This window comes from Robbsia betulipollinis, assembly GCF_026624755.1.
Classification (GTDB): domain Bacteria; phylum Pseudomonadota; class Gammaproteobacteria; order Burkholderiales; family Burkholderiaceae; genus Robbsia; species Robbsia betulipollinis.
This window is the reverse complement of record NZ_JAPMXC010000001.1, coordinates 266,524-290,530: the sequence shown is the minus strand read 5'-3', so window position 1 is coordinate 290,530 and position 24,007 is coordinate 266,524. Positions and strand designations below refer to the sequence as shown.

At 66.2% G+C, this 24,007-nt stretch carries 23 protein-coding genes; 4 read left to right on the top strand and 19 right to left on the bottom strand.

The features are described from left to right. Window positions 1–15: 15 nt before the first annotated feature. The 5 genes from OVY01_RS01315 to nac all read right to left on the bottom strand — a co-directional run bounded on the left by OVY01_RS01315 (window position 16) and on the right by nac (window position 4,737). Window positions 16–1,053, bottom strand: coding sequence for a 5-oxoprolinase subunit C family protein (locus tag OVY01_RS01315; protein ID WP_267845040.1), 1,038 nt, complete (start codon window positions 1,051–1,053; stop codon window positions 16–18). Beyond that, window positions 1,050–1,766: a 5-oxoprolinase subunit PxpB gene (pxpB, locus tag OVY01_RS01310; protein ID WP_267847632.1), complete on the bottom strand. Its 717-nt coding sequence runs from the start codon at window positions 1,764–1,766 to the stop codon at window positions 1,050–1,052. Before pxpB ends, OVY01_RS01315 begins: the two co-directional genes overlap by 4 nt. A 5-nt stretch (window positions 1,767–1,771) precedes the next feature. Further along, window positions 1,772–3,127 carry an acetyl-CoA carboxylase biotin carboxylase subunit gene (gene accC / locus OVY01_RS01305; protein ID WP_267845039.1) on the bottom strand — a complete coding sequence of 452 codons (1,356 nt, stop codon included), beginning with the start codon at window positions 3,125–3,127 and terminating at the stop codon, window positions 1,772–1,774. Then, a complete protein-coding gene (locus OVY01_RS01300) occupies window positions 3,124–3,678 on the bottom strand; it encodes an acetyl-CoA carboxylase biotin carboxyl carrier protein (protein ID WP_267845038.1) in 555 nt (184 codons plus the stop codon). The genes accC and OVY01_RS01300 overlap by 4 nt, the downstream gene beginning before the upstream one ends. Window positions 3,679–3,816: 138 nt before the next feature. After that, a complete protein-coding gene (nac, locus tag OVY01_RS01295) occupies window positions 3,817–4,737 on the bottom strand; it encodes a nitrogen assimilation transcriptional regulator NAC (protein ID WP_267845036.1) in 921 nt (306 codons plus the stop codon). A 252-nt stretch (window positions 4,738–4,989) separates the two neighbouring features. On the opposite strand from nac, the gene OVY01_RS01290 reads away from it, so the two are divergent. The 3 genes from OVY01_RS01290 to OVY01_RS01280 all read left to right on the top strand — a co-directional run bounded on the left by OVY01_RS01290 (window position 4,990) and on the right by OVY01_RS01280 (window position 9,127). Next, on the top strand, window positions 4,990–6,198 hold the full coding sequence (locus OVY01_RS01290) for an aspartate transaminase (protein WP_267845034.1): 1,209 nt from the start codon (window positions 4,990–4,992) through the stop codon (window positions 6,196–6,198). A 219-nt stretch (window positions 6,199–6,417) separates the two neighbouring features. After that, window positions 6,418–7,542: a porin gene (locus OVY01_RS01285; protein WP_267845032.1), complete on the top strand. Its 1,125-nt coding sequence runs from the start codon at window positions 6,418–6,420 to the stop codon at window positions 7,540–7,542. 28 nt (window positions 7,543–7,570) lie between these two features. After that, window positions 7,571–9,127 carry an MFS transporter gene (locus tag OVY01_RS01280; protein WP_267847631.1) on the top strand — a complete coding sequence of 519 codons (1,557 nt, stop codon included), beginning with the start codon at window positions 7,571–7,573 and terminating at the stop codon, window positions 9,125–9,127. Window positions 9,128–9,176: 49 nt separating this feature from the next. On the opposite strand, the gene OVY01_RS01275 is transcribed toward OVY01_RS01280, so the two are convergent. Genes OVY01_RS01275 through OVY01_RS01265 form a run of 3 tightly spaced genes read right to left on the bottom strand, consistent with a single transcriptional unit; the run spans window position 9,177 to window position 12,222 of the window. Then, on the bottom strand, window positions 9,177–10,163 hold the full coding sequence (locus tag OVY01_RS01275) for an HpcH/HpaI aldolase/citrate lyase family protein (protein WP_267845031.1): 987 nt from the start codon (window positions 10,161–10,163) through the stop codon (window positions 9,177–9,179). 22 nt (window positions 10,164–10,185) lie between these two features. After that, window positions 10,186–10,962, bottom strand: a complete 777-nt coding sequence (locus tag OVY01_RS01270) for a transporter substrate-binding domain-containing protein (protein WP_267845030.1) — start codon at window positions 10,960–10,962, stop codon at window positions 10,186–10,188. Window positions 10,963–10,983: 21 nt separating this feature from the next. After that, a complete protein-coding gene (locus OVY01_RS01265; protein WP_267845028.1) occupies window positions 10,984–12,222 on the bottom strand; it encodes a Zn-dependent hydrolase in 1,239 nt (412 codons plus the stop codon). A 151-nt stretch (window positions 12,223–12,373) separates the two neighbouring features. Here OVY01_RS01265 and OVY01_RS01260 point away from each other — a divergent pair, with 151 nt between their 5' ends. Next, entirely contained in the window at window positions 12,374–13,330 is a 957-nt protein-coding gene (locus tag OVY01_RS01260) for a LysR family transcriptional regulator (RefSeq protein WP_267847630.1), read from the top strand. 22 nt (window positions 13,331–13,352) lie between these two features. Here the strand turns inward: OVY01_RS01260 and OVY01_RS01255 are convergent, their stop codons facing one another. The 11 genes from OVY01_RS01255 to urtA all read right to left on the bottom strand — a co-directional run bounded on the left by OVY01_RS01255 (window position 13,353) and on the right by urtA (window position 23,790). Next, window positions 13,353–14,279, bottom strand: a complete 927-nt coding sequence (locus OVY01_RS01255) for a 2-hydroxyacid dehydrogenase (RefSeq protein WP_267845027.1) — start codon at window positions 14,277–14,279, stop codon at window positions 13,353–13,355. Continuing rightward, the gene (locus OVY01_RS01250; protein ID WP_267845025.1) at window positions 14,276–15,061 is read right to left on the bottom strand and encodes a class II aldolase/adducin family protein; all 786 of its coding nucleotides are present in this window, start codon (window positions 15,059–15,061) and stop codon (window positions 14,276–14,278) included. Before OVY01_RS01250 ends, OVY01_RS01255 begins: the two co-directional genes overlap by 4 nt. A 2-nt stretch (window positions 15,062–15,063) precedes the next feature. Next, window positions 15,064–15,702 carry an RraA family protein gene (locus OVY01_RS01245; RefSeq protein ID WP_267845024.1) on the bottom strand — a complete coding sequence of 213 codons (639 nt, stop codon included), beginning with the start codon at window positions 15,700–15,702 and terminating at the stop codon, window positions 15,064–15,066. Window positions 15,703–15,708: 6 nt separating this feature from the next. Next, the gene (locus OVY01_RS01240) at window positions 15,709–17,067 is read right to left on the bottom strand and encodes an MFS transporter (protein WP_267845023.1); all 1,359 of its coding nucleotides are present in this window, start codon (window positions 17,065–17,067) and stop codon (window positions 15,709–15,711) included. A 198-nt stretch (window positions 17,068–17,265) separates the two neighbouring features. Further along, window positions 17,266–17,589, bottom strand: a complete 324-nt coding sequence (locus OVY01_RS01235; RefSeq protein WP_267845022.1) for an FmdB family zinc ribbon protein — start codon at window positions 17,587–17,589, stop codon at window positions 17,266–17,268. Window position 17,590: 1 nt separating this feature from the next. Continuing rightward, the gene (gene fmdA, locus OVY01_RS01230; RefSeq protein WP_267845020.1) at window positions 17,591–18,823 is read right to left on the bottom strand and encodes a formamidase; all 1,233 of its coding nucleotides are present in this window, start codon (window positions 18,821–18,823) and stop codon (window positions 17,591–17,593) included. 68 nt (window positions 18,824–18,891) lie between these two features. After that, the gene (gene urtE, locus OVY01_RS01225) at window positions 18,892–19,581 is read right to left on the bottom strand and encodes an urea ABC transporter ATP-binding subunit UrtE (protein WP_267845019.1); all 690 of its coding nucleotides are present in this window, start codon (window positions 19,579–19,581) and stop codon (window positions 18,892–18,894) included. Window positions 19,582–19,612: 31 nt separating this feature from the next. Continuing rightward, entirely contained in the window at window positions 19,613–20,356 is a 744-nt protein-coding gene (urtD, locus tag OVY01_RS01220; protein ID WP_267845018.1) for an urea ABC transporter ATP-binding protein UrtD, read from the bottom strand. Beyond that, window positions 20,353–21,519 (bottom strand): urea ABC transporter permease subunit UrtC, encoded by a 1,167-nt coding sequence (urtC, locus tag OVY01_RS01215; RefSeq protein ID WP_267845016.1) that lies wholly within the window; start codon window positions 21,517–21,519, stop codon window positions 20,353–20,355. Before urtC ends, urtD begins: the two co-directional genes overlap by 4 nt. A 75-nt stretch (window positions 21,520–21,594) precedes the next feature. Next, entirely contained in the window at window positions 21,595–22,512 is a 918-nt protein-coding gene (urtB, locus tag OVY01_RS01210; protein WP_267845014.1) for an urea ABC transporter permease subunit UrtB, read from the bottom strand. Window positions 22,513–22,578: 66 nt separating this feature from the next. Next, window positions 22,579–23,790, bottom strand: coding sequence for an urea ABC transporter substrate-binding protein (gene urtA / locus OVY01_RS01205; RefSeq protein WP_267847629.1), 1,212 nt, complete (start codon window positions 23,788–23,790; stop codon window positions 22,579–22,581). Window positions 23,791–24,007: the final 217 nt, after the last annotated feature.

Genomic DNA, 24,007 nt, shown 5'->3' with positions numbered 1-24,007 from the left:
GGTCTCGTGTCCGGTTCAGGATTGCGGGTATTCGCGATGCAGCGCGACCGCCAGGCGCACCTGTGCGATGTACTGCGCGAGCGCCTCGCCGGCCGCGACGGCTTCCGCGAACGTGGTCTGCACGAAGCGCAGGGTCGCGCCGATCGGTGCCTGGGCGACGCGCCATAAATCCGCCTCGATGACGGTGCCGACCTTGGGGTAGCCGCCGGACGGCTGCGCGTCGCTCAACTGAATGATGGGCTGTCCGCTGTGCGGCACCTGTATCACGCCGGGCACGATGCCGTGCGAGCGTTTCTCGATGGCGCGCGTGGGGACCAGTCCCGGTCCTTCGAGACGGTAGCCGTAGCGGTTGCTCTGGGGCGTGACCAGCCAGTCGGCATTCCAGAAACCCGCGAGCGACGCGTCCGTGTAGAGCGCGTATTCGGCCGCGGGCAGGACCCGCAGCGTGACGATCTGTCCCCCCGGCCCCGCGACGCACGGCTGCCCCGGTGCCGCGTCCTGCCCGGACGCACCGCAGGGCAGCGCCATGTCGGGAGACATCACGCCGAATCGCGGTTTCCCGGCGTCGGCGCCGGCCTGTTCGGGGTGCAATGGCGCGCTCGCCAGACGGTCGCCCCTGCGCAGCGCGCGTCCCGCCAGACCGCCGAATGCCCCGCGCAGCTGCGTGCTGCGCGAACCCAGGACGAGCGGCACGTCGATGCCGCCCGCGAGCTGCAGGTAGCGTCGCGCGCCCCGCGCGGGTTGTCGGATCGTCAGGATCTGTCCCGCGCGCGCATGCGTCAGCCACATCGGCAGCACGGGCGTGTCGCCGAGCGTCGCCGTGCCCGGGGCACCGCTCAGTACGAAGTCGCTGTCGGCGTCGAAGCGGACGCGAAACGGAAATACCGGGATCTCGATGCCGGCCGCGTTCTCGTCGTTGCCGAGCATGATGTTCGCGATGCTCAGCGCGACGCGGTCCATCGCGCCGGAATGACCCACCCCGAAGCGAAGCGATCCCCGACGCCCTTGATCCTGCACGGTGGCGAGGCCGGCATTCGAAAGGATTTCGATCATGGCTGCGCGCCTCCATCGCGGGGGTAGATCACATCCGCGATGTCAAAGCGGACCATGTCGCCCGGCGCGAGCCGCGCGGGCGGGGTGTGCGCGGCGTCGAAAAAATCGGGCAGGGTCGAGCCGATCGTGTTCCAGCCGCTCGGTCCGGCGGACGCGGACACGCCGGTTTGCGCGCCGCCGATCGACACGGCGCCTGCGGGCAACTGGACCACCGGGACCTTGCGGCGCGGCGTCGCGATGGTGGGATCCATGCCGCCGAGATAGCAATAGCCGGGATGGCTGCCCAGGGCGTACACGGTGTACAGCGGTGCGGCGTGGCGCCGGACGATGTCATCGACCGCCAGGCCCGTATGCGTCACGACATCGTCGAGATGCGGGCCGCCTTCGCCGCCATAGACGACCGGCAAAACCAGCGTCTTTCCGGAAATCGTCCATTCCTGCGACGCGTCCCAGGCGTCGCGCAGACGTTGAAAAATGCCGGAGATATCGCGCGGCGGCCGGGAAAACGTGACCATCAGGTTGGCCATGCCGGGCACGGCTTCCTCGACGTTGGCCCAGGCTTGCACGGTTCGCGCGAGCGACCATATCCGCCGCTGGGTCGCGAGATCCATCGCGCCCGGCGCCTCGAACAGCACCGCGAGCGTGCCGAGCAGGCTTACCTCCAGCGGGTGGTCGTCCTGCGGATTCGACGCTGGCCGCGTGAATCGGTCCATCGCGGTCATGTTGCGCTCCTTTGCCTCAACCATTTTTCCAGATAGTGAATATCCACGCCGCCCGCGATGAAACCCGCATCGCGCAGCAAGGCCTGGTGCAATGGCAGATTGGTTTTCACGCCGCCGACCTGCAGGCCGTCGAGGGCGACGCGCATTTTCGCGAGCGCTTCGTCCCGATCCTTCCCGCGCGCGATGATCTTGCCGATCATCGAGTCGTAATAGGGCGCGACGCGCGCGCCGGCATGCATGTGCGAGTCCACGCGAATGCCTTGTCCTCCCGGCGCGATCCACGTTTCGACGCGCCCCGGCGAGGGCAGAAAGGTGAAGGGATCCTCGGCATTGATGCGGCATTCGAACGCATGCCCCGTGCACGACACGTCCTCCTGGGTCATCCCCAGCGGCAAGCCCTGGGCGATGCGGATCTGTGCCTTGACGATGTCGATGCCCGCCGTTTCCTCGGTCACCGGGTGCTCGACCTGGAGTCGGGTATTCATTTCAATGAAAAAGAACTCGCCGTTTTCGTAGAGGAATTCGAAGGTTCCCGCGCCGCGATAGTCGATCCGACGGCACGCTTCCACGCAGCGCTCGCCGACCGCCTTCAATTGCCGGGCATCGATTCCCGGGGCCGGTGCTTCCTCCAGGATTTTTTGATGCCGGCGCTGCATCGAGCAGTCGCGCGAGCCGAGCCATAGCGCCGTGCCGTGCGCGTCGCACAGCACCTGGATCTCGATGTGACGGGGTTGCTGCAGGAATTTCTCGATATAGAGTTCGGGCTTTCCGAACGCCCGCCGCGCCTCTTCGCGCGTCACCGCGACGGCATCCAGCAGGTCGGCCTCGCGCTCGACCACGCGCATGCCGCGTCCGCCGCCGCCGCCCGCCGCCTTCACGATCACCGGGAAACCGATGGCGCGCGCGGCCGCGAGCGTCTCCCCGGTATCGTCGGACAGCGACGTATCGGGCCCCGGCACGCACGGCACGCCCGCCGCCAGCATCGCCCGCTTGGCGGCCACTTTGTCGCCCATTGTCCGGATGGCGTCCGGTGCCGGACCGATGAAGCGCATGCCCATGTCCTGCACCCGTTGCGCGAACTGCGCGTTCTCGGAAAGAAATCCGTAACCGGGATGGATCGCCTGCGCGTGCGTGGCCCGGGCGGCGAACAGGAGGGCGGATTGATTCAGATAACTCAGCGACGGCGCGGCCGGGCCGATGCAGACCGCTTCGTCCGCGAACGCGACATGCATCGCATCCGCGTCGGCTTCGGAATAGACCGCGACCGTCTTTACGTCGAGTTCGCGGCAGGCGCGCATGACGCGCAGCGCGATTTCCCCGCGATTGGCGACGAGAACCCTGTCGAAGGTCATGACGTCACCCGGAACAGCGGCGCGCCCGGCGCGACTTCGCGGCCGCTGTGCGTCAGGATCTCGGTGACGATGCCGGCCTGTTCGGCTTCGATCACGTTGAAGGTTTTCATCGCCTCGATGGTGCACAGGGTGTCGCCTTCGGCGATCCGGTCGCCCACTTTCACGAAAGGCGGATCCAGGGGCGACGGGGCGAGATGCACCACGCCGAAAAGCGGCGCGGCGATGACGTCGACCCGGTCGCCGGCTGGCGCCGCATGCTCGGCGGCCCCGGTGGCCTCGTCGGCCCCGGCCGACATGGTGGGACCGGACGCATCGTTCGCGGGGTGCACGCCGGTGTCGTCGCCCTTCGATGGCACGCCGTCCGGGAAACGGGCGCGCGGGTGCGCCGCGGCGTCGCCGGCCGGGACATTCGCCGGCGGGCCGTCATGGCCCGCCGCGGCGTGGGCAAACCGCGTGAGACGAATCCTGCTCATGCCCTCGGTCAATTCGAGCTCGCCGACATTCGAATTGCGCATGATTCCCACCAGCGCTTCTATCTTCTCTAGATGCATCTCGGACCGTTTGATGTGGCGGAAACTGTCCAGACTGTATCGCTTGAAAATAGTTGGACCAAGACGGAATATGTGGGGCTTGATAAGGCGCGCTTATGGCGCGGTCGCGGGGGACCGCTTTCGACTGACGGGAATGCGTCAATCGATGGGCGCGAGGGGCGCGCCTTGCTGCGTGGCCGCGACGATTTCCAGCAGGAGTTCCTTTACCGCGTTCGCGGGTTCCGATAACGGCAGCCTGTCGGAAAGGCAAAGCGACAACGGGATCGTGATGCCGGGCGAAACGATGCGATGCACCGTCGCCTCGCAGCTTGCCGCCACGACGTTGGCGGTGGATTCCGGGAGAATGGTGGCGCCCACGCCCGCACCCACCGCGGCCGAAAGGGTCGTGGCCGATTCGATTTCCGCGACCACCCGTGGCGCCTGCTGCATGCGCGCGAAGCCGTCGTCGACGTACTTGCGCAGGTAATTGTAGGGGCGCGGCAGCAAGAGGGGAATCTCGCGCAGCGCGGCCACGCTGACCGTGGGGCCGTCGATCCGCATGATCCGCGGCGCGACCAGACACAGTTCCTCGTTCGCCAGCAACTGGAACGTCAGCCCGTTCGCGGGCCGGTCGCCGTACAGCACGGCCATGTCCATGCGGCCGTTCATGATCAACTCGCTGAGCGTCGTGCCGAAATTCTCGTTGATGTAGAGCAGGATGTCCGGGTGGACGGAGCGGACGGTGCGCAGCAGGGGCAGCGACAGCGCCGATGCGCCGGTTCCGGGCGCGAGGCCGACGGAGACCTGTCCCGTCAGGCTGTGCCCCGCGCTCTTGACGTCCGCCTGCGCCATCTCGAACTGCCGCAGGATCGCCTGCGCGTGACGGTAGAGCGCCACGCCGGCTTCCGTCGGCATCACGCCGCGCTTCGTGCGAACGAGCAGTTGCTGCTGGAATTCCTCCTCGAGCGTGATCAACTGCTGACTCAACGCGGGTTGGGCGATGTGCAGCATCTCGGCGGCCTGCGTGAGGCTGCCGGCGTCCACGATCTTGACGAAATACTTCAGGCGCCGGAGATTCATGGCGATCTTTTAACGGGTGTATGAGAAGCCATACTAGGTCAAAACAATTGGATGAGGCAAGTTTCCGCGCGCGGCCGAGCCCTTCCGGGCGCGGGAATGCCCGCGGCGAGGACCGCGTGGTTGCGCGCGGCATGCGCCGCGCCCGGCCCGCGACATAAGGAAAGCTTCTCTTGCCAGACGAAATCGGTCTTTGCCGGCGGTTTTCGGTTTTTGTACCGTGCCAGCACGTCTATCTCGATCAAGGATCAGCAAGTGAGCCCGTCACGCATCGCCTCGCGCATTCTCCGCGTCAAGCCCTCGCCCAGCAGCGCCGCCGCCGATCGGGCCGCCGCGTTGCGGCGCGCCGGCAAGAAAATCGTGAATCTGGTGGTGGGCGAACCGGACTTCGACACGCCGCGGCATATCCGGGAAGCGGCGTGCGCCGCGATCGAGCGCGGCGAAACCCGCTATACGCAAAATGCGGGTACGCCGGCATTGCGCCAGGCCATCGCCGACAAGCTGTCCCGTGAAAACGCCTTGCGCTACGATCCGAAGCAGATCGTGGTGACCTGCGGTGCCAAGCACGCGATTTTCAACGCGCTGTCGGTCACGGTCGAGCCGGGCGACGAAGTGCTGATCCCCGCGCCGTATTGGGTATCGTATCCCGATATGGTGATCGCCTGCGAGGGAACGCCCGTCGTCCTGCCCTGCGCCGAGTCGAACGATTTCAAGCTCGACGCGGCGACGCTGCGCGCCGCGCTGACGCCCCGTTCGCGCTGGCTGTTGCTGAATTCCCCCACCAATCCCACCGGCGCCACCTACACGCGCGAGGATCTGCGCGCGCTCGCGGATGTCCTGCTCGATTTCCCGGACGTGCTCGTTCTCACGGACGACATCTACGAACACATTTCCTATACGGACGGTCCGCTCGTCCACCTGGGCGCCGTCGAACCGGCGCTGCTGCCGCGCCTCGTGATCGTCAACGGCGTCTCGAAAACCTATGCGATGACGGGCTGGCGTATCGGTTATGCCGCGGGTCCGGAGGACATCATCGGCGCGATGGAAACGCTGCAGTCGCAATCCACCAGCAATGCCTGCTCGGTCAGCCAGGCGGCGGCCCTCGCGGCGCTGGAGGGAGATCAGACCTTCGTGCGGGAAGCCGTGCTGACCTACCGGAGCCGGCGCGACCGTGCCGTCGAACGCATCAATGCGACGCCTGGCTTGAGTTGCAGGGCCCCCGGCGGGGCTTTTTACCTCTTCGTCAATTGCCAGGGCGCCATCGATCGCACCACGGCCGGCGGGCGCTTTCTGGCGAACGACACGGACGTGGTCATGTATCTCCTGGAAGAGAAGGGCGTCGCGGTGATCGCGGGCGCGGCGTATGGAACGCCCGGCTATTTTCGCATGTCGATCGCGACGTCGATCGACGTCATCGAGGAAGGCATCCGCCTGATGGGAGAGGCTTTTTCCGATCTGCGCTAGCGGCATGGCGTGCGTGGCCCGCGCGAGGTGGCGGGTGCATCGGGTGCATCGGGTGCATACGGCGGGCACCTGGCGCCGTGTTTCCGTGCGTCGTCGACTCGATAAGGCATCCATAAGAAAACCCTATTTCCACAGAGGAAAAGAATCTTGGCCGTTATTTTATGGTCACCTTAATTTAGGCCACACCCGTCTTTCAACCTTCGAAAAAAGAGAAAATCGATGAAGCCGTTCGTCTCCGCCGTGCTTTCCGGTGCCGTCGCCACCGCCGCCGCCGCCGTCCCGATGTCCAGCTATGCGCAGTCGAGCGTCACCCTGTATGGCGTGATCGACGAGGCCATTCGATTCGATACGCACCAGAGCGCGAGCGGCGCCAAGCTTTTCACGATGGGCAGCGGCGGCGAGTTGTCCGGTAGTCGCTGGGGTCTGCAGGGCACGGAGGATCTGGGCAGCGGCATGCAGGCGGTCTTCCAGCTCGAGGGCGGCTTCACGCCGAACACGGGCGCGTTCCAGCAGTCGACGCCCTCCGGCGCCACCCGCCTGTTCGGCCGTACGGCGATGGTCGGCCTGAGCACGAATGCCGGCACGATCGCGCTGGGACGGCAGTACACGCTGGTCCACGAAATGGCCTACACGCACGATATCTATGCGCTGTCCAATTACACCGGCACGACCGGTTTCCAAGGGGCCGGGGAGACGGGCGGCGGTCGGCTGGACAACACCGTGCGCTACACCTCGCCGACGCTGTACGGCTTTACGGCGCGCGGCGCCTACACGTTCGGTGGCGTCGCGGGCGATACGCACCGCAATGCCTCGCCGGCGGTGAGCCTGTCGTTCGACCAGGGCCCGCTGTCGGTGGGCGCCGCCTACCAGGTGATCAACGATATCGGTGGCTTGACGCCGTCGACGTCCGCCTACGGCAGTACGTATTTCGGCGTGACGATTCCCGACAGTTCCCAGAAAGTCTTCACCGTTGGCGCCGTCTACAAGCTCACCGGCAAGGCCACGCTGTACGCCTCCTATATCTACGATCACGTCTATCCCGCGGACTATCGCAACGACTCCTTTTCCACGGCGCTGGCCTATTCCTTCTCGCCATCCTTTCGCGTGTTGCTGCCGGTCTATATCGATGTCGTGAAGCATGCGAATGCGGAGGGGACCCGCATCACCACGGGGCCGACCTTCGATTACCTGCTGTCGAAACGCACGGACGTGTACCTCGGGATCGACTACAACCATTTGACCGGCGCCTGGGTCACGCTCGCGGCCGCATCCGGTGCGAACCAGCCGTTCTACGGTCACAACTCGCTGTTCGAGACGACGATTGGCCTGCGACACAAATTCTAACCTCCCGTTTCGCGATGCCTTGTGCGCGATGCTCGGCATCGCCACCGTGCTGATGCTCTCGGCGCTGGATCAAACGGTCATCGGCAACGCCTTGCCGAGCATCACCGCGGATCTGCAGGGCTTCGATCTGTACGCATGGGTTGCCACCGGCTATCTGCTGGCCTCGGTGGTGACGATTCCGATTTTCGGCCGCTTGGGCGATGCGTACGGGCGCAAGCCCTTCGTGATGCTCGCCGCAGCCGTATTCACGGTGGCCTCGGCCGCCTGCGCGGCGGCGCCGACCATGCTGGTCCTCGTGCTGGCCCGGGCGGCGCAGGGTATCGGCGGCGGCATGATGATCGGTACCGCGTTCGCGTGCATCCCGGAATTGTTTCCGGATACCGTGCGCCGCCTGCGGTGGCAAATGCTGTTGAGCGCGATGTTCAGCATCGTCAACGCGTTCGGTCCCACGCTCGGTGGGATATTGACGCAGTATTACGGGTGGCGTTCGGTGTTCTACCTGAACCTGCCCCTCGGCGTGCTGGCGCTGTGGCTGGTGTGGCGTTTTCTGCCGCGCTTTCGCCCGCCGCGCGACGGCCGGTCGAAAGTCGACTGGTTGGGCGCCGCGCTGATCGCCATCGTGTTGAGCACGCTGCAGGTCGCGGTGCAATCGATGTCCCGCGCCGGCCTGGACCTGGCGGCGGGCGCGCTGCTCGCGCTATGCCTCGCCGCTTGCGTCGCGTTGGTGGCATGGGAGCGTATCGCGGTCGCCCCGTTGCTGCCCGCGATGCTGTTCCAGGATGCGAAACTGCGGACCTTGTTCGTTCTGGCGGTCCTCGCCGGGGCGATCATGTTCATTCTGCTTTTCTACATGCCCGTGCTGTTTCAGGGCGTGTATGGCTATTCCCCCAAGGACGCGGGCCTGCTGATCACGCCGCTGGTGCTTTGCATCACGCTCGGGGCGATCGTCAACGGGCGCATCGTCACGCGCGTCAAGCGGCCGAGCCGGCTGGTGCGATTCGGCTTCGCGATGTTGCTGCTCGCCTCGCTCGGGTTGTTGACGGCGGGCGGCCGCGCGCCGTTCGCGGTGCTCCTGGCGCTGATGTTCATCGCGGGCGTCGGCTTCGGCTTCATCTATCTCAATCTCACCGTATTCACCCAGGCGCTCGCGCCGCGCAGTCATGTCGGCATCGCCACCGCCATGTCCCAGTCGCTGCGTCTGGTGGGCGGGATGCTCGGCACCGCGGCCGTGGCGGCCATCGTCGGCGCTTTCTATGCACGGGGCGTGGACCATGCGTTTCGCGCGCGGGGCTGGGGCGCCGCCACGCGGTTTTTTGCCGACCCGAAGGTATTGTTTCCCGGCGCGGGTGCGACGTCTGCCGCCCCCCAGGCCCCTGCCGGACTCGGCGCGGCTGCCGATCATGCCGTGCTGGCGTCGCCCCCGTCCGGCGCCATGCTGGCGCTCGCCCGGGACGCCTTGTCGCATGCGCTCTGGCTGGGGTTCGTCCTGACCGCGTTGCTCGCCTTGTTGGGCCTGTGGCAGGTGGGGCGGCTCGCGTCCTTCTCGCTGAACGCGGCGCCGGCGCGGGCACCGAACGGCGACTGACGAGCCGGTGCCCGCGCGGGTCGACCACCGAAGGGCTGCCGGGCAGCGGCTAGACGCCGGGCCCGGCGGGCGATGCGTCACCGGCGCCATCGACGGCATCGACAGCATCGACGGCATCGACGGCATCGACGGCATCGACGGCATCGACGGCATCGACGGCATAGGCCGTCAGCGCCCCATGGCGTTCGATCAGCCGCATCGCGTTGTTGCGCGTGGGCGCATCGATCCAGCGGTCTTCCGGTGTCGCGGCGTCCTGCCGCGCGTATCGATCGACGCAATCCCGCGCATCGGCCAGCGCCTGCGCGGAGGGCGTCAGCGACGCATTGACCGCGGCCACGTGTTCGACGAAGACCACGCATTTGGAGGGGAATCCCAATTGCGTGGACAGATCGAGGTCGGCCGCCAATATGTCGCGTGCGCGATAGGTACAGGGCAGATCGATCGGAATGCAGCCGGCGGCCACGCACTCGATCAGGAACCGCCCGCGCGCGTGCAGGAGTTCCGCGGCACCCGGCGTGCGTCGCGCGCCCAGGTTGGCGGCCAGGTCCTCGACCGCCAGCATGCAGCAACGAATACGCGCGCTCGCGGCCAGCATGGCGCCCAGGCAGACCAGACCCTTCGCCGATTCGATCGTCGGCACGATCTCGGTCGATCCGTGCTCCAGACCGTGCGCGCTTTCATGTTCGCTCAGCGCGGCATCGAGCGCGACCATTTGCGCCGCGGTTTCGCTGTGCGGCAAAAAGACCGCATGCGGCGCGCCCGCCATGATGCCGTGCAGATCGGCGTGGCCGTCGTGTTCCAGCTTGTTGATCCGCACCGCCCCGATCAAGCCGAGACGCCGGGTGTCGCGCAGCAGCGCGACGATGCGCGCGCGCGCGGGCACGCGGTCGCCCGGCGCGGTCATCTCCTCCAGGTCGGCGATGACGGCGTCGGCGCCGCTTTGCAATGCAAGCGCGTGCCGGTCGGCATCGTTGCCGGGTACGAACAGCCAGGCGCGTCGGAGCGACGGCGGGCGCATGGCATCGGGTCGTTTCATCGACAATGCTCCTGAAAATACATCAGAGGGTGGCCGGACCCAGCCATTTTTTCTCGATCTTGTCGATGCTGCCGTCCTTGCGTGCATCGTCCAGCGCGGCATTCAACCGGTCCCGCAACGGCGCCTCGCCCTTGTTGACCGCGATGTGCATGGGCGAGTCGAGCAGGCGCAGCTTTTCGTCCATCGATGTCTGCGGGTGCTGGGCGCGCACGCGCGTGGCGACATCGCCGCCCAACGAAATCAACTGCGTCTGGCCGCTGAGGAAGGCGGAGATCGCGCCGCTCTGGTCGTCGAAGCGCTTGATGGTGACCGTGGCCGGCGCGACCTTCGTCAGGCTGACGTCCTCGTTCGTGCCGCCCGCCGTCGCCACGGACTTGCCGGCGAGATCGGCCGCCTGTTTCACCTCGAGCGTCTTCGGCCCGAACACGGCGATGTAGTAGGGGGCATAGGCATGGGTGAAATCGAGCACCTTGTCGCGCGCGGGCGTTTGACCCACCGACATCAGCAGGTCCACTTTGTGATCGGTGAGATAGGCGATGCGGTTGGTGCCGGTCACGGGCACCAGTTCGACGCGCGCGCCGAGCTTCGCGGCCAGTACCGCGGCCAGATCGATATCCAGACCGCGCGGCTGCATGTCGGTGCCGATCGAGCCGAACGGCGGGTAATCCTGGAATACGCCGATCCTGACGACTTTCGTCTGTGCGATCCGGTCCAGGGAATCGGCGTGCGCCAGGGACGACATCGCGGGCGCCAGCGCGATCAGGGCCAGGCAGGACAGCATCGAGCGAACGGTTTTCATGGTGCGATCCTTGAGGAAATATCAAACGGGCAGCGACGCGCCGGCACGGGCGAGCAAGGCGTGCAGCAGCACGTCGGCGCCGCGCGTGACGTCGTGCGGCAAGGCGTCCTCGGCTTCATTGTGGCTGAGGCCGTCCACGCAGGGGATGAAGATCATCGCGCTCGGGCAATGGCGGGCGAGATGGATGGCGTCGTGGCCCGCGCCGCTGATGATGCGCTGATGGGGATAGCCGAGCAGCTCGACGGCCCGGGCGACGGCGGCGACGCATTCGGTATCGAAGGGCGTGGCGGGGCTGACCCAGTGCCGGGAAATGTCCACCGTCAGGCCGCGCTGCTGCGCGATCGCCTCGAAGCGCTCGCGCAGCAGGGTTTCCATCGCCTCGATGCGGGCATCGTCGGGATGGCGCAGGTCGACCGTGAAGGACAGATCGGCGGCGATGGTGTTGCGCGACGCGTTGCGAATCGATACCTCGCCGATCGTCACCAGCCCCTGCGGCGCGAACTCCTTGGAGATCGTCTCCAGCGCGAGGGCCATTTCCGCGCTGCCGAACAGGGCGTCGCGGCGAAACGGCATCGGCGTGGTGCCGGCGTGCGCGGCCTGGCCGCGCACGCGGACATCGAGCCAGCAGATCGCCTGGCCGCCCGTCACGATGCCGATCGGCACGCCGTTTTTTTCCAGTATCGGACCCTGTTCGATATGCGCTTCGAAATACGCATCGAAAACGATGCCGGGCACCGCGCGTTCTCCCACGCAGGCGATCGCCTGCAAGGCGGCGGCCACGGAACAGCCCGAGGCGTCCTCGGCGGCGAGCGCCCGTTCGAGCGGCATCGCGCCGGTGAATGCGGCGGAGCCGAGCATGGCCGGCGTGAAGCGTGCGCCTTCCTCGTTGGTCCAGACGACGATCTCGATCGGTTTCTGCGTCTGGATGCCGGCATCGTTCATCGTTCGCACGGCCTCGAGCGCGGCGAGCACGCCGTAGACGCCATCGAAACGCCCGCCTTCGGGCTGGGTGTCGAGGTGGCTGCCCGTGGCCACGGGACGCGCCGCTGGGTCCGTGCCCGCGCGGCGCGCGAAAAGATTGCCGACGGCGTCGCTGCTCAGCGTCAGCCCGGCCTCCGTGCACCAGCGCGAGAACAGCGCGCGCCCGGCCGCATCTTCCTCGGTGAGCGCGAGACGTCGCACGCCGCCGGCGGCCGTACCGCCGATTTTCGCCATGTCCATCAGGCTCGACCAAAGTCGTTCGCTATCGATCTTCAACATTGCCCGCTCCCGGCGTGGTGATGCGCATGTGGATGTGTGTCTGGCCTCCTTTATCGGCAATTCAAAATTATGCGTCCAATTTCTAATACTTATTCTGAGTATAATTTCCATGAATATTGAGAAAGTGCCGAAGGATTTGCCGAGACGCGCGATGAACAAGGAACGCCCCGACACCTACCTGAGCGACCGGCTCGACTGGAACCTGCTGCGCACCTTCCTCGCGATCGTGCGCGAGGGAAGCGTCAGCCGCGCCGCCACCCATCTGCATTTGACGCAGCCCGCGGTGAGTCAGGCGCTCAAACGGCTCGAGGAGGCGCTGGGCATGCGGCTGATGGACCGCCACGGCCCGCGCATCGAAGTCACGCAGGCGGGCGTGGAGGTGCGGCGGATCGCCGAGGACGTGTACGGCATGATGTCGCGGCTGTCGCTCGCGCGCACCGACGGCGGCGAGCAGGATATTTCCGGACTGGTGCGCGTGTCGACCGTGAGCGGCATCGACTTTCCCGCGTACGACGCGTTTCTCGCGGAATTTCACCGCAGCCATCCGCGCATCGAACTCGAAAGCCAGGAGAAGCGCAGCGCCGATGTCGTGAACAGTCTGCAGCAGAAAGCCGCCACGCTCGGCCTCACGCCGCGCCGCGCCTTGCCGCGGAAGGTCGAAAGCCGTCTGTTTCTGCGGCAGCGCTATGCGCTGTTCTGCGGGCGGCATCACCCGCTTTTCGGCCGCGAAGACCTGCGCATGGCCGATCTGATCAGCGAGAAATTCGTGTCCTTCACCGGCGACAAGGTCGGCGATCACCTGTCGCCGCTGACGTTTTTCCGCGACGAAATGGGGTTTACCGAGCGGGTGATCGGGTCGTCATCGAGCATGGGCGAGGTCAAACGATTCATCTTCGCCGGTCTGGGGATCGGCTGTCTGCCGGAGCACGCGTTGCGCGAGGATGTCGCGCTCGGCCGCTTTCAGCGCCTGCCGCCGGAAGACGGCGTGGCGGATCTCGATATTCACCTGCTGTGGTCGGCCGACCGCAAGTTCAGCGCCGCGGAGCGGGCGTTTCTGGATGCGTTGCACCGCTTCATCGACACGCAGGATGCGTCCGCCGCGCCCTGATCGACGGCGCCGGCGGCCGGCTTCAATACCCGCGCGCGATATCGACGCGGTGATGCAGCGGCTCGCCGCCGACCAGGCGCCGCACGTTCAACGCGACTTGCAGACCGATGGTTTCCGGGCTCGCCACCGATGCCATGTGCGGCGTGACGATCAGGTCGGGCGCATCCCAGAGCGGATCGTCGGCGGCGAGCGGCTCGTTCGGAAACACGTCGACGATGGCGCCGCCGATCTGCTTGCGCCGCAATGCGTCGAGCAGATCGCCCGGCACCAGATGCTCGCCGCGTCCGACATGGATCAGCTTGGCGCCGGGTTGCATCATCGCGAAAAGTCGCGCGTCGAGCAGACCGCGGGTTTCGTCGGTCAGCGGCAACAGGCAGACAAGGATATCGGTGCCCTGGAGAAAGGCGGGCAGGGCGTCCGCGCCGCTGAAGGTATCGATGCCCGGCAGATCCTTCGGCCGTTTCGACCAGCCGCGCACCGCGAAGCCGGCGCGATGCAGATCGAGGCCCACGCGCGTGCCGATTTCGCCCAGACCCATGACGCCGATCGTGCGCGTGGCGGGCGCTCGCTGGTCGTAACGCAACCATACCCGGTCGCGCTGGTTCGCCATGACCTGGTCGAGCTGCCGGTGAAAATGCAGCGCGCCCCACATGACGAATTCGCTCATGCCGCGCGCGTGCTGCGGATCCACCACGCGGCACAGCGGCACATCGGGCAGGCGCGGGTCGGCGAGAATATTGTCCACGCCCGCGGCGATGCTGTGGATCAGACGCACGCGGGGCAGGGCGGCCACCGCCCCCACCGGCGGATTCCAGCACACGGCGACTTCCGCGTCGAGCGCGTCGTGGCTGCCATGCATCGTCACGTCGAGTTCCGGCGCCGCGCGACGGATCATCGGCGCGAGATGCGCCATGTCGTAGTCGCGGCTGATGAGCACGAGTTTGGTCATTCGCGGTAATCCGAATGCGGGTCCTCGATCAGGCGCAACGCCGCGCGCCAGGCCATATCCATGATTTCCGCGGATTCCTCGCGACTGAACTGGCTTGCGGTCAGCTCGCACACATGCGGGGGCGGAATGCGCAAGGGCGTACCGCCCGCGAGCGCCTGGATCTGGGCCTGGCACGCCCGCTCCAGAAAGTAGATTTCGTGGAATGCCTCGGCCACCGTGCGGCCCGCCGCGAGCAGGCCGTGGTTGCGCAGGATCATGGCCTTGTGCGAGCCGAGATCCTTGACGAGCCGATCGCGTTCGCCCAGATCGAGCGCGATGCCTTCGTAGTCGTGATAGCCGAGCTTGCCGTAGAACTTGAGCGCATGCTGGCTGATCGGCAGCAAGCCGTGCTCCTGCGCGGCCACCCCGGTGCCCGCGGCGGTATGCGTGTGAATCACGAAGCGGAGATCGTGGCGCGCCATGTGAATCGCGGAGTGAATCGTGAAACCCGCGGCGTTGACCCGGAAGCGCGCGGGATCGTCCCCGGCACGTTCGTCGACGACCTGGCCGAGATGATCGATCTTGACGAGGTCGGAGGCGCGCATTTCATGAAACAGCACGCCGTAACGGTTGATCAGGAAAGTGGGAACGTCGCCCGGCAGACGCGCGGTGATGTGCGTGTCGATCATGTCCGTCATGCGGAAATGGGCGGCCAGCCGGTACAGGGCGGCGAGTTCGGCGCGGGTCTGCTGTTCGCCGCCGTGCGGGGAGGATGCAGCGCTTTCGCTCAGGTTCTGGGTCATGATCAATCGCTCGAAGGGTTCAGGGTCAGCACGTCGCGCGCCGCTTCGCCCGCGTTCAGTCGGGCAAGAAGCGCGGGTTCCGCGCGGTCGGAGGCCAGGGCCAGGTCGACCACCGCGGCGGCGGTCGAGGCATCCATGAAAAGCACGCCGTTGTCGTCGGCGACGACGATATCGCCGGGATTCACCACCACCCCGCCGCACGTCACCGGCACCCCCGGCAGATTGCCGGGCGCGCCCAGCCGCTTGGTCGTGAGCAGGCTCGTGCCGCGCGCGAACACCGGCAGGCCCAACGCCCGCAGTTCCAGCAGATCGGTCACCACGCCATCGACGATGATCGCTTTCGCGCCCGCGTTCAGCGCCGCGCACGCGGTCACGGCGCCCACGGGCGCATGCGCGTGGTCGCCGCATGGATCGATCACGAGCACATCGCCGGCGTTCAGCGCGGCGAGCGCCCGGTTCACCGCGAACGCGTCCGGCGTGACCAGCTTCAGCGTCACGGCGCGGCCGACGATCTTCACGTTCGGTACCATCGCGCGGATTGCCGGTTGCGCGAAACCGCGTTCCAGAAAGTGCCCGAGCGTCGGAAAACTGACGGCATCGAGGCGTTCGAAGAGCGGAGATTCCATGGGGGTCGATGTCATGGCGTATCAGGAAAGCGTCGCGGCGGAGGGGGCTGCGGAGGGGGCTGCCGGGGTCGCCGCGGGAGTGCCGGATTCCGCATTCGAATGGGCCTCCCTGCCGAGCGTTTCCGCGAGCAGCAGCAGCGCGCCCGCCGACAGCGCCGCCGAGCCGATCATGTACCACGCGACCGAAGAGCCCTTGCCCGTGGCGGAAAGCAGGGCCGTGGTGATGACCGGCGTTGCCGCGCTGCCGAGCAAACCGGAGAGCATGTAGCTGATCGACAGCCCCGAATAGCGCACCTTCGTGCCGAACAGTTCCGCGAGGAAGGTTGCGATCGGGCCATAGTTCGCGGCGAACGCGGTCATCATCAGGAGATAGCCGAGCAGCGCGAAGGGCAACGCACGCGTGTCCAGCAGCCAGAACAGCGGAAACGCGAACAGCGCCTCCGCGACGATGCCGCCGATGATGACGGGTTTGCGTCCGACCACATCGGAAAGACGGCCGAACAGCGGGAGCAGCACGACGCAGACCGCGCAGGAGATCAGCGCCAGGGCGAGCATGGCGTTGCGGGTGAATCCCAGCGTCTGCGTGCCGTATGTCAGCCCGAACGCGACGATCAGGTTGAACGAGGTGCCGGTCGACATCGTCGCCACGCCCCCGAGGAGCACCTGTTTCCAGTTGCGGGTCAGTACCTCGGCGAGCGGCAGCCTGACCTGCGCGGCGGCTTCCTTGACCGCGGCGAACGACGGGGTCTCCGACGTGTTCATGCGGATATACAGGCCGACGCCGACGAGCAGCGCGCTGGCGAGAAAGGGAATGCGCCATCCCCAGGACAGCAAGGCGTCGTTCGGCAGCACCGCGTTGCAGCCCAGGAAGGCGAGGTTGGCGATCAGGGTGCCGGCGGGCACGCCGATCTGCACCCACGAGCCGTAGAGACCGCGCCGGTTGACGGGTGCGTGTTCGACCGCCATCAGCACCGCGCCGCCCCATTCGCCGCCCAGCGCCAGGCCCTGCACGATCCGCAGGCCGAGCAGGAGGATGGGCGCCCAGACGCCGATCGCTGAAAAATCGGGCAGCAGGCCGATCGCGAACGTCGCCACGCCCATGGTGAGCAGCGAAACGAGCAGCATCGATTTGCGCCCCAGCCGGTCGCCGAAGTGACCGAACAGCGCGGCGCCGGCGATGCGTGCGAGATAGGCCGAGGCGAAGGTGCCGAACGCCAGCAAGGTGCCGATCAGCGGCACGAAGCCGGGAAAGAAGACCTTGTTGAAGACCAGCGCGGACGCGGTGGCGAAGACGAACAGGTCATACCACTCGACCGTCGTGCCGATGACGCTCGCGGCGGCGATCTTTTTCATGCTGGGCGATGCGGGCGTGGCCGACATGAGACGGTGCTCCGGAAAAGAGGGCGGTGGAGGGTGGGGGCGGGTGACGCGTTGCCGTACCCCATGACGCCTTTATCGGAAGCCAAAAAGAATAAGTAAAAGTGCGATATCTAATATTGGTTATAAGTTTGAGTGATGTTCCGGGTGTCGCCCCGCGGCCGGCGGGGTCGCGACGCCGCCGGCGCGACCCCGCTCCCTTCAGTGACTGATCATCCAGGGCCGCCCGCCTGCCGCCCGCGGCGCGGCCGGCGCTTCCGCCGCCCGCGGAAATTTCACCGGCCCGCAGCAGCCGCACCCGCTGCCGTGCGCCGATGAGCGGCGCGGTTCGTGCGCGGCGCGCTCGTTCGTCGCGTGCGCGCCGCGCGCCGCGGCGCTCAGCGACGCGAGCCCCGGCGCGGCGATGATGATGCGCGCCGCATCCTGCGTGCAGGACGGGCAGGCGAAGGCCGCGTCGCGCGCGGCGATGGGCCGCAGCGCGGCGAAGACGCCGCAGCGGGGGCAGTCGTAGTCGTAGGTCGGCATATCAGGTCAGATCCGGCGACAGCGGCATGTCCACGCCGCCCATGTTCCGCTTGATCGGCCCGGCGGCGTTCGGACTGATGTCGAAGTCGAAGATCTGGGTCGGCAGCCACAGCGTCGCGCAGGCGTTCGGGATGTCGACCACGCCGCTGACGTGCCCCTGCACCGGTGCCGTGCCCAGGATCGAATGCGCCTGCGCGCCCGAATAGCCGAATTTCTTCATGTATTCGATCGCGTTCAAACAGGCCTGCCGGTAGGCGACATTGACGTCGAGATAATGCTGCTGCCCGGCCTCGTCGACCGAAATGCCCTCGAAGATCAGGTAGTCGTTGTAGTTCGGCGTCATCGGGCTGGGCTTGAACACCGGGTTCCTGATGCCGTACGCCGCCATGCCGCCCTTGATCAGGCTCACGCGCATATGCACCCAGCCGGCCATTTCGATCGCCCCGCAAAAGGTGATCTCGCCATCGCCCTGACTGAAGTGCAGATCGCCCACGGACAGACCCGCGCCGTCCACGTAGACCGGAAAGAAGATCTTCGCGCCGCGTGACAGATCCTTGATGTCGCAGTTGCCGCCATGCTCGCGCGGCGGCACGGTGCGCGCGCCGGTGGCCGCCGCCGCGTCGCGCGCGGCGCCGGTCAGCTTGCCCATGTGCGCGGTGGGGGCGAACGGCGCGTTGGCGAGTGGCGGCACCCGCTCGGGCTGCGTGGCGATGAAGTCGATTTCCCGGGTGTTCCAGGTTTCGAGCAGGGCGGGATCGGGCATGCAGCCGATCAGGCCGGGATGGATCAGGCCGGCGAAGCGCACGCCGGGAATATGCCGCGACTTCGTGAACATGCCCTCGAAGTCCCAGATGCTTTTCTGCGCATACGGAAAGTGTTCGGTGAGAAAGCCGCCGCCGTTCTTTTTCGAGAAAAAGCCGTTGAAGCCCCACTGGCTCTCGGCCTTGGTGCCGATGTCGAGCAGATCGACCACCAGCAGGTCGCCCGGCTGCGCGCCGTGCACGCCGACCGGGCCGGACAGGAAGTGGACGATCGACAGATCGATGTCGCGCACGTCGTCCGCCGAATCGTTGTTCTTGATGAAGCCGCCGGTCCAGTCGTAGGTCTCCAGGACGAAGTCGTCGCCCGGCTTGACCCAGCAGGCCATCGGAATGTCGGGATGCCAGCGGTTGTGGACGTTTTCGTTGTCGAACGCGGACTGGTCGAGGTCGACCTTGATCAGGGTATCGGGCATGGACGTGCTCCTTGGCGAAAAAAGGATAAAAAACGCGGCGCGGACGGCTGAACCGCGACGGACTGCGCTCAGACGGACAAAAACTGCTTGATGCGGGCGGCGTCGATCGCGTCGCGCGTGCTTTCGTGCACGAAGCGTCCGCCCTCGATGACGATCAGCCGGTCGGCGACGTCCATCGCGAAGCTCAGCACCTGCTCGGAGACGATGATCGTGATGCCGCGCAGGCGCCGGATTTCGTTCAGCGCCCGCGCGATGTCCTTGATGATCGACGGCTGGATGCCTTCGGTGGGTTCGTCCAGCAGCAGCACCTTGGGTTCCGTGACCAGCGCGCGCGCGATCGCGAGTTGCTGTTGCTGGCCGCCCGACAGATTGCCGCCCTTGCGGTGCCGCATTTCGAAAAGCACCGGAAACAGCGTGTAGATTTCGTCGGGGATGGCGCGGGAACGGGATTTCTCCAGGCCGGTGCGGATGTTCTCCTCGACGCTCAGCGACGAGAAGATTTGCCGGCCTTGCGGCACGTAGGCAAGGCCGCGCGCGACGCGTCGAAAACTCTCAATGCCGACGAGGCTGTCCCCCCCGAGCGTGAGACTGCCGCTCCTGACGGGCAGCACGCCGATCAGTGACTTGAACAACGTGCTCTTGCCCATGCCGTTGCGGCCCATGATGGCGATGGTTTCGTTGGGCCGGGCGCTGAAACTCAGGCCGTGCAGCACCTCGCTTTGGCCGTAGCTGACGAAAAGGTCCTTGACGTCGAACATGTGCGCGTCTCCGGTGGATGTGCAGAACGCCTTAGTGGCCGAGGTAGACGTCGATGACGCGCGGATCGTTCTGCACCGCGTCCATCTGGCCTTCGGCGAGGATCTTGCCCTGGTGCAGCACGGTGACCTTGTGGGCGATGCGCTGCACGAACTCCATGTCGTGCTCGATGACGATCATCGAGCGGTCCCGGCAGATCTTCGTGAGCAGCTCGGCGGTGATTTCCCGCTCGCGCACGCTCATGCCGGCGATGGGTTCGTCGAGCATCAGCAGCTCCGGGTCCTGCATCAGCAGCATGCCGATTTCGAGCCACTGCTTCTGTCCGTGCGAGAGCAGGCCGGCCTCGCTCATCAACAGCGCGGCCAGGCCGATTTCCTCCGCGACCTGCTCGATGCGTTCGCGCACGTCGGGCGTACAGCGAAACGCCAGCGCGCCGAACACGCCGCGTCCGCGCGGAAACGAGACCTCGAGGTTCTTGAAGACGCTCAGGTTTTCGTAGATCGACGGCGTCTGGAACTTGCGGCCGATGCCGGCGCGCACGATCTTGAATTCGGGCAGCACGGTCATCTCCTGGTTCTTGAACTTGATCGAACCGTGCGTCGGCGCGGTGCGCCCGCATATCAGGTCGAGCAGGGTCGTCTTGCCGGCGCCGTTCGGGCCGATCACGACCCGCAGTTCGCCGCGGTCCAGGTAGAGGTTCAGCGTGTCGATCGCCTTGAAGCCGTCGAACGATACGCTCAGATCCTCGATGGCCAGCAGAAAGTCGGTATTGCTCATTGCGGGCTCCTGTCCACGGGTAGGGTCGCTTCGCGCTCGCCCCGCGCGCGCAACCAGCGCGACAGGCGCGGCGTGGCATGGCTTTCATACAGACCCGCGAGGCCGTTCGGAAAACCCATCACGACGCCGATGAAGAGGGCCGCCATCAACAGCGGCCACAGGTTCGGGAAACTCTCCGAAAGAAAGGAGCGGCCAAAGCTGACGAGCAGGGTGCCGTACACGGCGCCCACCAGCGACATCCGGCCGCCCACCGCCGCGTAGATCACCATCTCCACCGACGGCACGATGCCGATCAGGGAGGGCGACATGAAACCCACCTGCAGCGTGAAGAGCGCACCGCCGATGGCCGCGAGCAGGGCGGCCAGGCAGTAGGTGAAGACCTTGAACATGGCGACGTCGTAGCCGGAGAAGCGCACCCGGTCTTCCTTGTCGCGCATCGCCAGCAACAGCGTGCCGAGCTTGCTGGTCTGGATCAGACGGCAGGCGAAGATCGCGCCGAGCAGCAGGATCGCGGAGACGAAATACAGAATCACCTTCGCGGAATTGCTCTGGATGTCCCAGCCGAGCATCGTTTTCAGGTTGGTGATGCCGTTGATGCCGCCGGTGAAACCCTGCTGACCGACGATCAGCACCGACAGGATCAACGTGATGGCCTGCGTGATGATCGCGAAATACACGCCGCCGACGCGCCGTTTGAACATCGCGAAGCCGATCACGAAAGCGAGCGCGGTAGGCACGATCAGCACCGCGGCGAGGGCAAAGGGCAGATGCCGGAACGGTTGCCAGAACCAGGGCAGCGCGGTGATCTGGTTCCAGTCCATGAAATCCGGGATGCCGGGCGTGGACTGGATGCGGGTACTGACGGGGTCCGATGCCTCGAGCTTGAGGAACATCGCCATGCAATAGCCGCCGAGGCCGAAGAACACGCCCTGTCCGAGGCTGAGCACCCCGGCGTAGCCCCAGGCCATGACCAGCCCGACGGCGACGAAGGCATAGCATAAATACATGCCCAATTGATTCAGCCGGAAAATGTCGAGCAGCAGCGGCAGCAGGACCAGCAGGACGATGGCCAGCAGGAACAGGCTGGTGTAGCCGCGCCAGCCGCGAAACCGGAATGGCCGCGCGGTGGGCGCTTGCTGGGGCGAATCGATGACGCGATCCATGGATCGGCTCCGGGAGAGACGCGGGTTCGGGTGGCGGCTGCGGATGAAACGCAACGGGTGGAGCGGGTTCGGTTTTCAGCTACGCCGCACCTTCGACGGGAACAGGCCCTGCGGCCGCAGCATGAGGATCACCACCACGGCGAGCAGCGTCAGCACGCGCGCCGAGGAACCGGTGAGAAAGAATTCGGCGACCGACTGGGTCTGCGCGATGCCGAAGGCCGAGACGACGGTGCCCAGCAGATTGGCCGCGCCGCCGAACGTCACCACGAGGAAGGCGTCGACGATGTAGAGCGAACCGCTGGTCGGACCGGTCGAGCCGATCGTCGTGAAAGCCGCGCCCGCGACGCCCGCCATGCCGCAGCCAATGGCGAAGGTGAGCCGGTCGGTGCGATTCGTGTCGATGCCGGCGGCGTTCGCCATCGTGCGGTTGTTGACGGTGGCGCGTACGCGCAGTCCCCAGCGCGAGCGCAGCAGCGCCAGCAACACCCCGACGGTGAGCAGGATCGCCAGGCACATCACGAACAGCCCGTTGATCGGAATATCGAGACCCGACTTCACGCTCCAGGCGCCCATCAGCCAGTCCGGCAGCGTCGGACTGACTTCCTTCGGGCCGAAGGACGAGCGGAACATCTGCTGCATCGCCAGGCTCAGGCCCCAGGTGGCGAGCAGGGTATCGAGCTGGCGCTTGTAGAGATGCCGGATCAGCACCCACTCGACCACCCAGCCGAACGCGAACGCGACGGCGAACGCGGCGACGATCGCCAGCGGCAGGTAGGCCGCGACCGCGTGCGGCCCGAGGCTTTCGGCGAACTTCGACAGCACGTAGACGGTGTAGCTGCCGATCGTCATGAATTCGCCGTGCGCCATGTTGATGACGCCCATCTGCCCGAAGATGATCGCCAGTCCCAGCCCCATCAGCAGCAGGACGCTGAACAGGCTCAGGCCGGCGAAGCCCTGCATCATCGTGATATTCAGGATATCGCTCGCGCTCATGGCGGCATGCCTCGGTCGACGTGGGTGGGAAAAGCGCTGGCGCGCGGGTTTGCCCGCGCGCACGGATCACTGATAGCCCTTGGGGAAGGGGTTCGGCTCGATCAGTTGCGGCGATTCGGCGACCACCTTGAACTGGCCGTCCGCCTGGGCCTGGCCGATCCGGGTGCGGCTCCACAAGTGGTGGTTCGGGTGGATCTTCACGTAGCCTTCCGGCGCGGTCTTCAGTTCGATGCCCGGGGAGGCGGCGACGACCTTGTCGACATCGAAGCTGCCGGCCTTCTCGCAGGCGGCCTTCCACAGCCAGGGGCCGAGGTAGGCCGCCTGGGTCACGTCGCCGATCACCGATTTCGGCCCGTACTTGGCCTTGAAGGCGGCGACGAATTTCCTGTTGTTCTCGTTGTCGAGCGACTCGAAATATTTCATCGACGAGTAGAACCCGGCGAAATTCTCGCCGCCGATGCCCAGCACCTCGTCCTCGGTCACCGAGATGGTCAGCAGGAACTGCTTCTCCGGCGTGATGCCGGACGCTTTCAACTGCTTGTAGAACGCGACGTTCGAGCCGCCGACGACGCTCGCGAAGATGCAGTCCGGCCTGGCGATCTTGATCTTGTTGATCAGCGAATTGAAGTTGGTCTGACCGAGCGGGTAGTATTCCTCGCCGACCACCTTCTCGTGCAGATGCGCCTCGATATGCTTGCGGGCGATCTTGTTCGACGTGCGCGGCCAGATATAGTCGGAGCCGACCAGGAAATAGGTCTTGGACTTCTTCGTTTCCGACGCCCAGTTCAGGCCCCACAGGATCTGCTGGGTGGCCTCCTGACCGGTGTAGAAGACATTCTTCGACTGTTCCAGCCCTTCGTAGAAGGTCGGGTAATAGAGCAGGCCGTTGTCGCGCTCGAAAACCGGCAGCACGGCCTTGCGCGAGGCGGACGTCCAGCAGCCGAACACCGCCGCGACGTGGTCGCTTTCCAGGAGTTTCTTGGCTTTCTCGGCGAAGGTCGGCCAGTCCGAGGCCCCGTCTTCCTGGATGATCTGGATCTGGCGCCCGAGCACGCCGCCGGCGGCGTTGATCTCGGCGATCGCCAGCCGCTCGGCCTGGATCGAGCCGGTCTCGGAAATCGCCATGGTGCCGGTGGACGAATGCAGCTGACCCACGGTGACGGTCTTGTCGGTGACCGCCAGTTTCGTCGTGTTGACCTGCGACGTCGGCGGCGTCTGGCCGAAGGCGAAACGCGGCGCGCCCAGCACCGACAGCGCCGGGCTGGCGGCCAGGCCCATCAGCAATCTGCGCCGCTGGCGCGAGAACGGCGTGGCCTCGCCTGCGGCGCCGACGCCGGCCGCGTTGCCGCTTTCGCTGTCTGCGGCGCCGGCGTCCGGCAGGTCGTTCTGGTCGTCGTGGGGCATGGGGTGTCTCCTGGGGTCGGGTGAGGTTCGTCGCCGGCAAAATTTAAGCAGCCGAAACATCCGCGGCAATACGCGCTTTGACGTACATGCG